The organism is Streptomyces lydicus (assembly GCF_004125265.1).
GTDB classification, from domain to species: domain Bacteria; phylum Actinomycetota; class Actinomycetes; order Streptomycetales; family Streptomycetaceae; genus Streptomyces; species Streptomyces lydicus_C.
The window spans coordinates 240,672-253,201 of the sequence record NZ_RDTE01000001.1; the positions used below are offsets into that span (position 1 = coordinate 240,672).

The 12,530-nt window shown below is 66.4% G+C and carries 8 protein-coding genes and 2 pseudogenes; 7 read left to right on the plus strand and 3 right to left on the minus strand.

Annotated features, from left to right (window positions below; translation table 11 throughout):
• Nucleotides 1-41: 41 nt before the first annotated feature.
• Entirely contained in the window at nt 42-770 is a 729-nt protein-coding gene (locus D9V36_RS01170) for a hypothetical protein (protein WP_129292029.1), read from the minus strand.
• Between the two features lie 637 nt (nt 771-1,407).
• Here D9V36_RS01170 and D9V36_RS01175 point away from each other — a divergent pair.
• On the plus strand, nt 1,408-1,791 hold the full coding sequence (locus D9V36_RS01175) for an SH3 domain-containing protein (RefSeq protein WP_164992806.1): 384 nt from the start codon (nt 1,408-1,410) through the stop codon (nt 1,789-1,791).
• Nucleotides 1,792-2,005: 214 nt separating this feature from the next.
• Nucleotides 2,006-3,052 (plus strand): helix-turn-helix domain-containing protein, encoded by a 1,047-nt coding sequence (locus D9V36_RS01180; protein ID WP_241720636.1) that lies wholly within the window; start codon nt 2,006-2,008, stop codon nt 3,050-3,052.
• A 319-nt stretch (nt 3,053-3,371) separates the two neighbouring features.
• Here the strand turns inward: D9V36_RS01180 and D9V36_RS01185 are convergent, their stop codons facing one another.
• Nucleotides 3,372-4,157 (minus strand): helix-turn-helix domain-containing protein, encoded by a 786-nt coding sequence (locus tag D9V36_RS01185; RefSeq protein ID WP_129292031.1) that lies wholly within the window; start codon nt 4,155-4,157, stop codon nt 3,372-3,374.
• Nucleotides 4,158-4,855: 698 nt separating this feature from the next.
• Here D9V36_RS01185 and D9V36_RS01190 point away from each other — a divergent pair.
• The 4 genes from D9V36_RS01190 to D9V36_RS01205 all read left to right on the plus strand — a co-directional run bounded on the left by D9V36_RS01190 (nt 4,856) and on the right by D9V36_RS01205 (nt 9,251).
• Nucleotides 4,856-6,106: an MFS transporter gene (locus D9V36_RS01190; protein WP_241720658.1), complete on the plus strand. Its 1,251-nt coding sequence runs from the start codon at nt 4,856-4,858 to the stop codon at nt 6,104-6,106.
• Between the two features lie 685 nt (nt 6,107-6,791).
• Nucleotides 6,792-7,631, plus strand: coding sequence for a ParA family protein (locus D9V36_RS01195; RefSeq protein ID WP_129292033.1), 840 nt, complete (start codon nt 6,792-6,794; stop codon nt 7,629-7,631).
• Between the two features lie 640 nt (nt 7,632-8,271).
• Nucleotides 8,272-8,793, plus strand: a complete 522-nt coding sequence (locus D9V36_RS01200) for a hypothetical protein (protein WP_129292034.1) — start codon at nt 8,272-8,274, stop codon at nt 8,791-8,793.
• Nucleotides 8,794-8,939: 146 nt separating this feature from the next.
• A complete protein-coding gene (locus D9V36_RS01205; protein WP_129292035.1) occupies nt 8,940-9,251 on the plus strand; it encodes a hypothetical protein in 312 nt (103 codons plus the stop codon).
• A 251-nt stretch (nt 9,252-9,502) separates the two neighbouring features.
• Here D9V36_RS01205 and D9V36_RS01215 read toward each other — a convergent pair.
• A pseudogene (locus D9V36_RS01215) lies at nt 9,503-9,691 on the minus strand (IS5/IS1182 family transposase); the annotation flags it as partial.
• Nucleotides 9,692-11,600: 1,909 nt separating this feature from the next.
• Between D9V36_RS01215 and D9V36_RS01220 the strand changes: the two are divergent.
• Nucleotides 11,601-12,145: pseudogene (locus tag D9V36_RS01220) on the plus strand (transposase); the annotation flags it as partial.
• Nucleotides 12,146-12,530: the final 385 nt, after the last annotated feature.

Genomic DNA, 12,530 nt, shown 5'->3' on the forward strand with positions numbered 1-12,530 from the left:
TGTCCGCTGCGCCCGCTCGGCTCATCGCATGCCGTCGGTCGTCAGGCGTCACGCCGCAGCAGGGCGACGACCGTGGCGTCGTCGCGGCAGCCGTCTGTGTCGGTTTCCGCGGCGGCGGTCAGTGCGTCGGCCAGGGCCTGCGGATCCGTCTCGTGTGCGCGGCACAGTGCCTCCATGGTCTCCTGGTTCACCTGGTCCGCGATGCCGTCGGTCACCAGCAGTACCAGACGGACGTGTTCCGGGATCTGGGTCTCGCGGCACATGGCCGCGCCTGCCTGGGCGAGCCCGGTCCGTGACCAGTTGTCGTGGTCCTCGGCGATCTCTACCGGTCTGCCGCCGTTGCGCTGTCGGATCCATTCCCCCATCGTCTGGTCGGTGCTCCACTGCGTGAGCACGCTGTCCTGCCAGGTGTAGGCGCGGCAGTCGCCGAGCCAGTGGATCGTGCTGGGCTGGCCTGGCTCCATGCGGGCGTAGATGGCGGAGGCGTGCGGCGGGACGTCGTAGGCGTGGGCCATCTGTCCGGCGGTGGTCAGCGCGGCCAGCCCGCCCATGACCGTGCCGATATGGGTGATCACCGGCGGCGTCACCTGGGCGTAGCGGACGACTGCTGCACCATGGCCAGCGCCGTCGACCACGGCCGCGCACACGCGCTGCCCGCGCCTGTGGACATCGTGCCCATCGGCGCACGGAGGCTCGGTGCCCGGCCGGCACGCCGCCCCCACCGTGATCGTCTCCGTGTGCGTGGCGTGGTCGGTCCTCGTCTCGGTCATCGCTTTCTCCTTCGTCAGTCGGCCGGGCCTGAGAGCCCGCCCTGTATCCGGGCAGCGGAGGAGCTGCGTCGAAGAGTCCACTGGATGGAGAATTTGAGGCTGCTGAGACAGAAGTGGCCAAGAACCGGCGGCTCAGGCAGCGGTGTTCGTGGACGACGGCGGCGCATGTCTGCGTTCCCCACCCGCGGGTCAACGGTTCTGCGTAGTCTGGGGTTACGTCCCGGCGGTCTCCCCCGATCCGCCGGGACGCTGCCGTTCTCATGACAGAAGGTGCTGCTGCCCCTGCCTGCACGAGCCGCATCCTCACCGACGCCCAAAGCATCACGCTGCGTCGCGTCCCGTGAGCCCCTGCCCCGCCCTCTCCCCGACGCAAAGACGCCCTGGGCCCGGCAAGCAGGACGAGCTGCCCCGTCCGGCTCAGATTTCAGAGGCTGAAAAGGACACCCCGCTATTTTTCAGCTAGCGAAATCCTGCCCCACATTCACCGTCTCGGCGTTGCGCGCCATCGGGACTCCTTGGTCAACTCTGCATGCCATTCAGAGGGATACGTCGCTCTGCGAGGTCCAGGAATCTCGGATACGTCTGCACCCTTGTCACCCTCCGATTCCCGGCGCCTAGCTTGAGTAGAGAGGGCTTCATGACAATGCGCAACGCCTCGATGCACGCCAAGACCCCCACACGCTCGAAGACCCTTCGCCGGCTTTCCGTTGGCGCCCTGGCTCTGTCGCTCCTGGGCGGCGTAGCCAGCGTGGAGGCACAGGCCGCTTCCGCAGCCTCGCGTCCGCCCGCCCGGTGCACGGAGAACGGCCCGAACTTCTGGGCGTGGATCGACGTCAACGGCGCCAACCTGCGCAAGGGCCCCTCCACGAGCTACGCCTCGCGTGGGTCGCTGTACGAGAACGACCGGCTCAACATCACCTGCACGCGCGGGGGCTGGTACTACGGCAAGATCCTTTCCTCCCGTACCGGCCTGAAGGGCTGGGGCTGGGTGCGGCACGACATGGTCCTCAACCACCACTAACCCCTCCCCCGGCGCCAGCCCTTGGCTCCTGGGAGCGGCCCGGTCAGTCGAAAGCCGACTGACCGGGCTTTCGGCATTACGGATTTCGGACCCACGGAGGTCCACCAGCGAAATTGAGGTCCAGTGTCCTCGTTGCGATATTTGATGTTCAGAGTGCGACGCGCCGCTCATGAAATCCTGGTGTGGGTAGAAGGCTGCGAAGGGCGGGTTCGTGATGGCGAATAATGTGCTGAGCTGGCGCCCGTATGTGCGAGGGGCCAGCGCGCTTCGTGACCGCACGGCCCACACCGTGCCCGGAACGCGGTTGCCCACGTTGCCCAGTCCCGCGCCGCAAGGCGACGCCGGATCGCCCCCCGGCACGGACGCAGAGGCCGAGCCGGAAGACACCGAAGCGGCTCTTGTCACGGAGATGCACGGCAGGCGCCTGCAACGCCTTCTCAAGGGCCGGCGCGAGCACCTCGGGCTGCGCCAGGAAGACATCGCTGAACGCTTGTCGATCGGCGCCCGCGCCTACGGAAACTGGGAGCGCGGCAGGGTCAGGGAGTGGACGGACCAGAAGCTCTACGCACTGGCAGAAGCCTTGGAAATGTCCGAGTTCCAGACGGACCGCCTGTTCTGGATCGCCGTCGACCGAGCCCCCCAGCCGGACCTGCGCGCCATATCCCACCAGGCCCTTCCACAAGACCCGGCGACCGCGTCGTTCCTCGGCGACTACAGAGTCATGATGGACGCGCTCTCACTTCCCACCTTTCTGATTGATCACCGGTGGGACGTCACGATGGCGAACACAGCCTTCCACGACCTGTTCCAGGGCATCAGGTCTCACCCGACAGCGATGCCCGCAGCCAATTTCCTGCGCTTCGGCCTCTTCCACCCAGATGCCCCCACCATCCTCATGGACTACCCGAACTGGCAGCTCTCGATGCTGGCCCAGCTCTCCTCCAGCCTGGAGCGACACGACCAGGACCCTGCGCTCCACGCCATCCGCCGCGACGTCTACCTGCGCCCCACCCTGCGCGACGCCTACCTCAAGGAAATGCCGGACTGGGTGCTGGGCGCCGGAGCCGACCTGGTCCACCACGACGGTGCGGTTGGCGCACTGCGTCACCCTGACCCGCATGTCGGCCGCCGGGGATGCCGGCTCGTCGAGGAAACTCCTCGGCCGCTGCAGGGCCTGGGGCTCACGCGCATCACGCTGGTACTCCTCGATGCAAAGGACCGGTGCATGCAGGAGCGGCCGCGCACTCGTCAAGCAGCCTGAAGGCAGCCGGCGGGCCGCGCCGGGCCCGGCCGCACGCCCCGGGCGAGGCCGAGGAACAGCGGTGAGCGGGTGTGCACTTGTGCCGGAGAGTTGAGCACTCGCCACCCCGTCCAAGCCACAGAAGCTGTGCCGAAGCAAGCAGTCGGCGGACCTTGAGGGTCATCGCCGGCGCACCGCCACGGCCCCGCCCCGGTGAGAGCACATCGCCGCGGGTGCGGAAGGGCTGCCGAACGGGCCCGGGGATTCGGCGCCTGGCGTTCTCGCCGCGCCAAGGGCAACTCTCGCTCAGTGAATAGGATTTGAGCGGATATGAGAACTTTCAGCCGGCCCTGCGCATCGCGCCGCTCGCCAGTTCACAACGAGCACTCAGCCGTGCGGCGCAGGCCAGTGCGGCCGCGGCGTACTCCGACCGGTTGCGATCCATCTGCGGGCGCAGTCCCATCACCGCGAGAGAGCCGTACACGGTGGAGCCTCGCCACAGCGGGACGCTGAGCAGCTTCCAGTCCGGGAGGGGCGACTGGGTCACCACGTACCCTTCGGAGCGGATTTCACGCATGAGGTGGCTTTGGGGGTCGCCGTCGAGGTGGGAGAGAATGGACAGGCCGGCGGCGTCAGCTTTCAGCGGCGCGTACTGCAGGGCCGCCTTGGCTTCGGGATCAGCCTGGTTGAACGCGGCCTGGAAGTCGGTGCGGCGCCCGTAGGCGTAGTTGAGCATCAGTCGCCCCGGCGTGTCGTCGATGAGCACGGCGTTGAATGCCATGGCCACTTGGGCCGTCTGCCGCTGCAATACCGTCGTCTCACGGTCGAGGGCGCTGTTGGGCGGCAGATTGAGGTGGACGCTCGCATCCGGTCGATAGTTGGCCACATCGGTGGCGATTCCGTACCTGCCCGGCTTGCGGTAGATCAGGTGCTTCGCCTCCACGCCAGCGTTGAGTATGCGGTGCACGGTCGACTTGGTGACCCCGCTCTCGTGGATGATGCGCCGCAGCGGGTGCAGCCCGGGCCCCATGCTGTTCAGGGTCCGGAGAACGAGATAGACACGGTCATGGGCCGTCATGCCGTCGTCCTCCGAGCCGGCAGCCTCGACAAGCTCGGTGTCGATCACTGGCAGTCCCTCCTGGTAGGCCTTGGCGGGGATGGATCCCGCCTCACGGGCCCCGTTAGGCACATCTCTACCGTGATCGTCACGTCTTGTGTAGGAATGGCCTCTTCCAGGAAGAGGCTCTTCCAGTGCGCCCTCAAGGCCGCTGCACACGGCGGGAGTTAGCCGCACTGCACCGTAAATATCCCACTTCAAAGGCATCTTGATAGGAAGTCGGCTGTCTCAGGCTCTCCGGCGGTGTTGCCTCGCACGGCTCCGCGGCATCAAGGGCTCTCCTGGAGCCTTGATGCCGCAGAAATAGGGTTTGACCTGCGAATATGCGGTCTTTTCCCATCACGTGGATCGCGTCCCGCCAGGAGCAATCGGCGATTCAGGTCTTGTCCCGCCCTGCGGCACGGCAAGCCTCACGCCGACCGCCGCGGGGGAACCCGGCCCCTGAGGCATTGCACCGCCACGTGTACGTGGCAAGAGTGATCGTCGCCAACGAAGGCCAGGTTCTTGCCGGTGGAGCTGCACGGCCCCGGGTGCCGTGCACTGGCATCTGGTACGAGCGATGCACCGACAGACGGGCCAGAGAAGCCATGCTCCTCGACTCCCCTCGAGCGCCGCCGAAAGGCCGTCGCCGGCGTCGAGCCCTCGTCCCGTCCGACTGCCCTAAGGGAGCCCACGTGTCCAGAACTGCTCTTGTCACACGCGGCCCGGTGGCCCGGGCCCGGAGGGCACCTCGGGCACGCAGCTGGCCTCGTGCGATCTGGGTGCTCCTGGGCGGGGTCCTCCTGGCCCGAGCGGCAGGCTACGCGTACCCCTTCCTCGCGTACCATCTGGGTAGCAGTCGTCTGCATCTCCCCGCTGGGGTGATCGGCGCGGTTCTGGCAACCTTTGGTGGCGGATGGCTGCTGGGACAGGTCCTGTGTGGCTGGGCCGCTGACCGCCTGGGCCGGCGGGTCACCCTCGTTGGTGCGATGACAGCCGGGGCCATCAGCACTGCGGTACTGGCCGTGGTGGAGTCCATACCGGCGCTGTTCGCCGCCGCCGCGGTCGCTGGCGCCTGCTACGACGCTCCACGGCCGGTCGTATCAGCCTGCATCGCGGATCTGATCCATGACGAGGCAGAGCGGGCCGCGGTATCGGGCTGGCGGCATTTCGCCGTCAACGTCGGCGCAGCGCTCGGTGCCGCTGGCGGTCTGCTCGCGGGAGTTGTCGGAACTCAGGGACTGTTCGAGATCAACGCAGCAGCGTGTGCGGTCATCGCCATCCTGACCTCGCGCTACGTCGACGTCGGCCCTCCTCCCCCGCCGGAGGGAGCCGTTCAGCGAGGTCACTATCGTCGGGCGCTAAAGGACGCGCGGTTGTGGCTGCTGTGCCTGGCGAGCTTGATGGCGCTGATCTGCGTGGTCGGGCTGTATTCGGCTCTGCCGATGCTGATGTCAGCCCGCGGTCTGTCCGCCACCGACTACGGCTGGACGCAGGCAGTCAACGCCCTGGTCGTTTTGCTGATCACCCCTGCCGCAACTCGGTGGCTCAGCCACCGCGCCGCGGCCGGACCCTTGTGGGGCGCCTTTGCCGCTGGCTCACTGATCCTAGGAACAGGCATGGCAGCGGCGGCACTTGCTGAGGACATGTTGGGCTTCGCTGCTGGCGTGGCCATGGCCGTGCCAGGCGAAGTCGTTGTCATGGTCGCCGCGTCCGACCTCCTCAACCGGATCACCCCCACCTCCGTCCGGGGTCTGTACGCCGGAATCTGGGGCACCACGCTTGCTGGTGCGGTGGTCCTCACGCCGTTGATGACCGGTTGGTCCTTCACCCACGGTGGCCCAACCCTCGTTGCGATGATGACCTTGTGCTCGGGGCTGACGGGAGCGGCGCTGTGCCTACCTCTCAGGACCTTCATCCGCAGGGTCCCGTACACCGCCCCCATCATTATCTCTCCTTCGACTGACGAGCTGGCTTGAGTCTGCGGTGCTGCCGGCCGTAATCAACCCCGCAGGTACGGGCGGCGCACCGGGATTCGCCTCCATCGGCTGGCGGTGGACTTCGTTAAGCAACGAATAGGCCGCTCGCGAGAATCAGGGCAAAGGGAGCGGACGCGGTCCTCCGGGACTCTCGCGGGCCGGCGCGACGTGCTGTGCAGCCTCGGCCGAAGCGTGCCGCCCGTCTACGTTCGGATGGCTGCTTGCCGGGCCTGCGCCCGGCGAATGCTGCCAAATAGGGCAGTTTCATCTTTCATATGACATTTGACAAAAATGTCAACGCAATGCGGTGTCGGCGCCGATGGCCAACGCCGCACCGTACCTGACTGTTCGATAAGTCGAGCATCCAAGCTGATGGATTCGCGCGGCAAACCGCCATGGCAGATGGATGGGGGCTACCTTGGGGGCGGCTATCCGTGACCTTTCAGCGTCTCTGGTGGATGAAAACTCACCCAGTGATGCGGTACCGGTGCCGGATGGCCGGATCTCGTCCGGCAAGATGGACCCACTCAGGTGGAGAGCGGAGACCCGCGAGTCACCTGGACGCACAGCGCCCGCCGGGGAGGGGTTCCCCGACGGGCGCAACCGTGCTCGACCCTCAATCGCCTGCAAGGAGTTCAAGAGTCGTGAAGACCAACGATAGCTACCCTGTCGGAGGTGGCTGCGCATGAGTGGCAAGACACTGCGTGAAACGGCCGCAGGGGGACCTGCCGCCCAGCTCGATGGCCAGGGGATCCCTGCACAGCAAGAGGATTCACCTGAGTCGGGGGCGGGCGCGTACGTACCGCCTGAGCAGGAGTCGGATGTTGTTGCTGTTGCCGGCTTTAAGGGCGGTGTGGGTAAGAGTCGTACCGCGAAGGAGTTGGCCTGGCTCCTGGGAGCGGTGCTCACAGACTTCGAGTGGGACTGGGGTGGTGTAACTCGAGGCTGGGGCTATTTTGAGGAGGATCGGATCAAGTCGCCACTGATCCGTGCATTCCAGACAGGGGAAACGCCTAAGCCACTGTCCGGTCGTGGGCGCAAGCCTGACTTGATCCCTGGGCACACGGACTTCGAGCGGAATCAGCCACGTGCTGATGTGGTAGCCAAGGCACTTCTGCAGTGGACACGTGAACTGAAGCGCCGTCTAGTGGTCGACACCCACCCTGGAGGAAGTGAGTCGACCTACGGTGCTATGGCCGCTTCTCGCGTGACAGTCGTACCGGCGGTACTGGGCAATGAGGAGCTGAGGGCTCTGGAGGGTCTCCTGAGGAACCTTCCTGACTATCCGCTCCTCCTGATTCCCTACAAGGTCGGGCGAAGCCCGGCTGCGTGGGCGCTGGACGAACTCGAGCGCCTGGCGACCGAACACAAGGCTCTCATCGGGCCGTTCGTCAGCAACTACTCGTGGATCCCCAATCGTCGTACTCGCGTGCCCATCTGCGCCAGCCCTTCGTCGAAGCGCTCGGAACAGTTTGTCGAAGAGATGCGAGCTGTCGCTGAGGCGGTGGATAGCTATGGGCGATGAGACGAACCCCGCAGCTCAGCCGGGTATGGCTGCTCTGCGAGGGCGGGCGAAGCGTAGGTCGGCTCCGTCGAAAGCCGAGAAGTCAGGAGCCAGCGGCGGGACGGCGCGCAGAGAGCCGCCAAAACCCTTGTTCCCGAAGAACAACGGCCAGGCGGCGGGAGCGAGCAGTTCCGAGCCTTCCCGGTCTCAGCGAACGGGGGTTGCCGACCCGGCCGACATCCCGCCGCAGCCTCAGCCCGAACAGGCAAAGGTTGGTAGCGGTGAAGGTGTCTCCCAGGGGGAGGGCACGAAGGTGCCCGCGCCGGAGGCTCCTGCGGAGGACGCGGTGACTGCGGAGGACGCGGTGACTCCTCCTCCGGCGCAGGCTCCTGCGGAGGACGCGGTGACTCCTCCTCCGGCGCAGGCTCCTGCGGAGGACGCGGTGACTCCTCCTCCGGCGCAGGCTCCTGCGGAGGACGCGGTGACTCCTCCTCCGGCGCAGGCTCCTGCGGAGGACGCGGTGACTCCTCCTCCGGCGCAGGCTCCTGCGGAGGACGCGGTGACTCCTCCTCCGGCGCAGGCTCCTGCGGAGGACGCGGGTATGCAGGGAGCAACCCATCAGAGTTCGTTGACCAGTCCGTCTGGTGGGCCGGGAACCTCCATGGAACGTCGCTCCGGACAGGCGTCCGTTGCCGTGACCGGCCAGTGGGATCATCACGTTCCGCCGCCAGTGAATGAGGGGTTCCCACGCGCTGAGGGTGTGTTGAGCCAGCGGTTCATTGGCCGCGAAGCGCTCAACGCATCGGTGCCTACTGAGCTCCAGATTCCACATCGATTGCAACTCTTGAAGGTCGTGTCGCGGATAAACCAGATTCCGCCAGCCGACCTAGTCGCCGTTGCCATCGACTGGTTTCTCCGAGGTGGCAAGCCGACCGCAGACGACATGCTGCCTCCGTGGAACGCCTACACGGGCCACGGCACTCCTGAGTACATCCGTCCCGCTGAGGTCGTACTCAACGAGCGCTTCATCCCACGCGAGTCGCTGAAATCTCAGGTACCGGCTGAACTCCAGCTGGGTCATCGTTTGGCGATGTACCGCGTCCTGAATCGGCTCGACAAGATGCCTGTCGCCGACATTGTGGCGGTGGCATTGGATCGCTGGTTGCGCGTCATGCGGTTCTGAACGGGGACGCCAAGGTGAGTGCTCGCTCCCGGCGGGTAGCGAGCACTCACCGTTCGGTCGCGCTAGGCTTGCCATCACTGAAGGGCCTAGACTCCTAGCCGTTTCCCTATCCGTTTACCTAGGGATACCTACATGGAAGGAGAGCTATGGCGCGCAAAGCGAGCCTCGCTCGCAAGGCACAGGAGCTGGCCGATGCCCTCGCGGCGCGTGAGGCCCAAGACGATGGCGAACCCGCCGGATTCACGCCGCATGAAGACACGCAGAGACTGCTCATGCGTCGCGGAGTTGACCGCGAGCAGCTCAACTACTCTGTCCCGGCAGCCCTTGAGCTGAAACGGCGCATCAATGCTTACAACGTTGATCACGGGCACCCTGGGCCGGGCAACATTGCTGCCGGCGTGCTTGACGCCTTCCTCCGCGCAGAGGGGTACCCACCAGACCTGAAGCCCCTCGGGTGAGGAGAGGGGCGGCGTCGGCCCTGTGACGCAGTGCGTCTGAGCCCGTCAACGGAACCCGCCACGGTGGAACAGTTCGTTCAGCCATTCCTTGGAACCCAAGCGGTGAGGCGTCGAGGGTGGCGGCGGGCTCGGTGTTCACCTCTGCTGTGTCGACGTCAGGTCTGTGGTCTGCTGATGGGACAGCAGGCCGGCGACGACCTGGACTGTATCGCTCACGTGCTCGCGGCGGCCAAGGTGGCGGGCCAGGGCCCCGACTTCGACACCCCGAACAGCGGCGCCAACTGCCGCAGCGTCAGCGGCAGGCTCCACGGCCGGCCCTTACGGACGGGGTCCGCACCCTCGCGCCGCAGCGCGGTGATCAGCTTGCCAAACTGTCGCGGGCTCAGCCCGGTGAACAGGGCTATCCAGGATGGCTCCGGCGCCGTGATCACACCAGACACGGCCAGATCATCTCACTCGTGACCAGCAGTTACGGGCAGACCCCTAGACGTACAGCGCGGTCAGCCTCCGCCAGCGCTTCGCGACGCCGAGCATCGCCTGGTGGAGGCCACTGCCTTTGAGGCAACAGCCGCGTGGGATCTTCCAGTTCTACAGCTTCCTTAGAGCCGGGACAGGGTGTGTTCCACTCGGGTTTGGGCACGGCGTTGGCCAGCGTTCTCCGCTACTCGCTGTGCGTCTGCCTCGTCGTTTGCGGTTCAGGATGAGCAGGTACGTACGTCGGCTTCTTGCCGACAGCGTGACCGCCGGGCGCCCGGTTCCGATCGAGATACAGGTGCGGTGGTTCCGCTACGCCGGGCCCTGCGGGCAGACCACGTTGGCCAAGCAGGTCGACGGGCTGGCCGACCAGCACGGCCGACGCAGCTTCGGCAGCAGGCGGTGCTGGAGCTCCTGGCGGCGATGCTGACCGGTCGGGCCCAGCGCCCGCTTGTCGCAAGTCTTGGCGGCCGGGGGAACAGGCTGAGGCTGCTACGGCTGATCTGCCACCTCCCAGAGCCCGGAACGTCGACACCGCAAGCAGACTAATTCATCTCCCGGCGTCGAGGTGATCTGCGGGGACCTCGCGCTCCGCCGCCTGCGCCTAGGTCGGACGCCTCGGCGCTCCCGACGTGGTACGTGTCGCGGACCGCCGGCACATCTGGTCGCGCGTCGCCGGGCCGTCAAGAAGTCGATCGTCCAGCACCGCGCCCTACTGTGCGAGCCGTGCAACATCGGCTGTGGCCGGGACCCCCGCGGTCATGGACGACGCAGGACCGCAGATGCGCGGCCGTCCACGCCCACCTTGCCAAGGCGTCGGACTGGGTGCGACCGCCGGCCAGCTCGGACTGGCCGCAACACCGTTCGCTGGCTCGCCAGCGTGCGCGAACGCGGACGATTCCCTTGGAGGGCCCGGCCGGTGGCCCCCGGCCGGGCCAGCATCATCGAGTGCTGTACGTTGCCAGCTGGTTCACCTGCCACGACCGCCTCACCGAGGACAAGGCTCAGCAGTTAAGGCGATCCCGACCCTCTGCCAGGCAATTGGCCGCACTGACCAGCACGTCCGCTCATTTGGCGGGCTGATGAACAACCGTCAGGAGGGCCACCACCAGTGAATCAGGGGCACATAGACGAGGGCCTGTCCGCCCTGCATGCCCTCGTCCCCGGCCTCATCCTCCGCAACAGGCGCCGAAGTGGCGGAGGATGAGGCCGGAGGCGCAAGGGCCCTGCTCGGCGCGCGTGGTCGTTCGTGATTGTGGCTTCGCCCCCCGGTGGCCCGAGCGCGGAGAGTGGCCCAGTATCCAGGGTTCGAACGACACCAAAAGCCGCCGATCCTCGGTGGTCACTTCCTTGTCGGGGCATGCAGGAGACAGCTTGGGAAGGCGCCATCATCGCGACAAGGCTGGTCAAGTACCCATCTCTCGGGACGGCCTGGTCGCCCAGTCGTTCACCCCGTCGTGCTCAGCTTTCAGTTCGACTGCGTCCGCTGCTGCTAGCACTTGGCATGCCAGGTGCTAGCAGAGACAGCCCCCCGACTACCAGCAATGACGGGCAGCCTGCCGTCCTGCATCACCCGGCAATCATTCCCTGGATGGCTGGATGGATACTCAAGCGCGGGTCGAGCCCTGCCTCTATCCATAGGCTCCTAGCCGTTTCCCTAGCCGTACGCCTATTACTTCCTGGCGTCACAGGCCACGGAAATGCAGCGTCATCGCCTCCCTGGCGCTTGCCTGGTCGATCGAGTTCCAGATGATGGCGGTGTCGAGGTAGAACACGTTCGCCCCGGCCGTAGCGTTCGGCGACAACCCGGGTCCACTTCAGACGCCTGATCGTCCACTCGACGGCATTCGCTTCTTACGGTGACCCCGGTCGACCGCCGAGGCCCAGTTCACCGCCGTTCCCGGGGAGGAGGCCGCCGCGAAGATGGTCCACACCCTGGCCAAGGAGGTGATGTCCCTCGACGAGGAGATCGCCCAGGTCAACGCCCTCATCGAGGGCCGGCTTCGCGAGCATCCTGACGCCAAGGTGATCACCAGCACGCCCGGCATCGGCGCCATGCTCGGCCCGGAGTTCATCGCCGCAACCGGCGACGACATAGCCGCCTTCGGCAGCCCTGACAGGCTCGCCGGCGTGCCGGACTCGCCCCCGTTCCCCGCGACTCCGGCAAGGTCAGCGGGAACCTGCGCCGGCCCCGGCGCTATAGCCGACGGCTCTTGCGGATGTTCTACCTCTCCGCTCAGTCCGCCGCTGTGCACTGCCCTATCTCCAAGGCGTTCTACACACGCAAACATGCCGAGGGAAAGTCCCACAAGCAGGCCGTCCTCGCCCTGGCCAGGCGCCGCCTCAACGTGCTCTGGGCCCTCATACGCGACCGCAGGACCTTCGAAGCGGATATCCCAAGCCCTGTAGCCACAGCGGCGTGCCCCTGTCACGAGGCGTCACCGCCTCGGCTTGACAACGTCATTGGGAATCCTCTCCTGGTGCTCCACCCGTTCCACTCCGCGGGTGCAGAGGCCAGCGGTACATCAGTGCAGGCGCTGGCCGCATGCGGATACGCGCGACAACAGAGACGAATTCCTCCGCCTCATCGAACAGATCCAACGCGTAATCGATGTCTCGAAGCGAGAGAGGATGGACCGCCTAAGGCAGTCGAGCTGGCACAGTGCCCGACCACCACAGCCATACCGGCCTGGTCCTGGTGGTCTCGCAACTGGACAGCTTCGAGGGCCGGGCTGAGGACGATTCACCGCCCTCGAACGTGAGCAGCGATCCGTCGCGGTCCAGCCCGGTGGCCTGCCGGGTCAG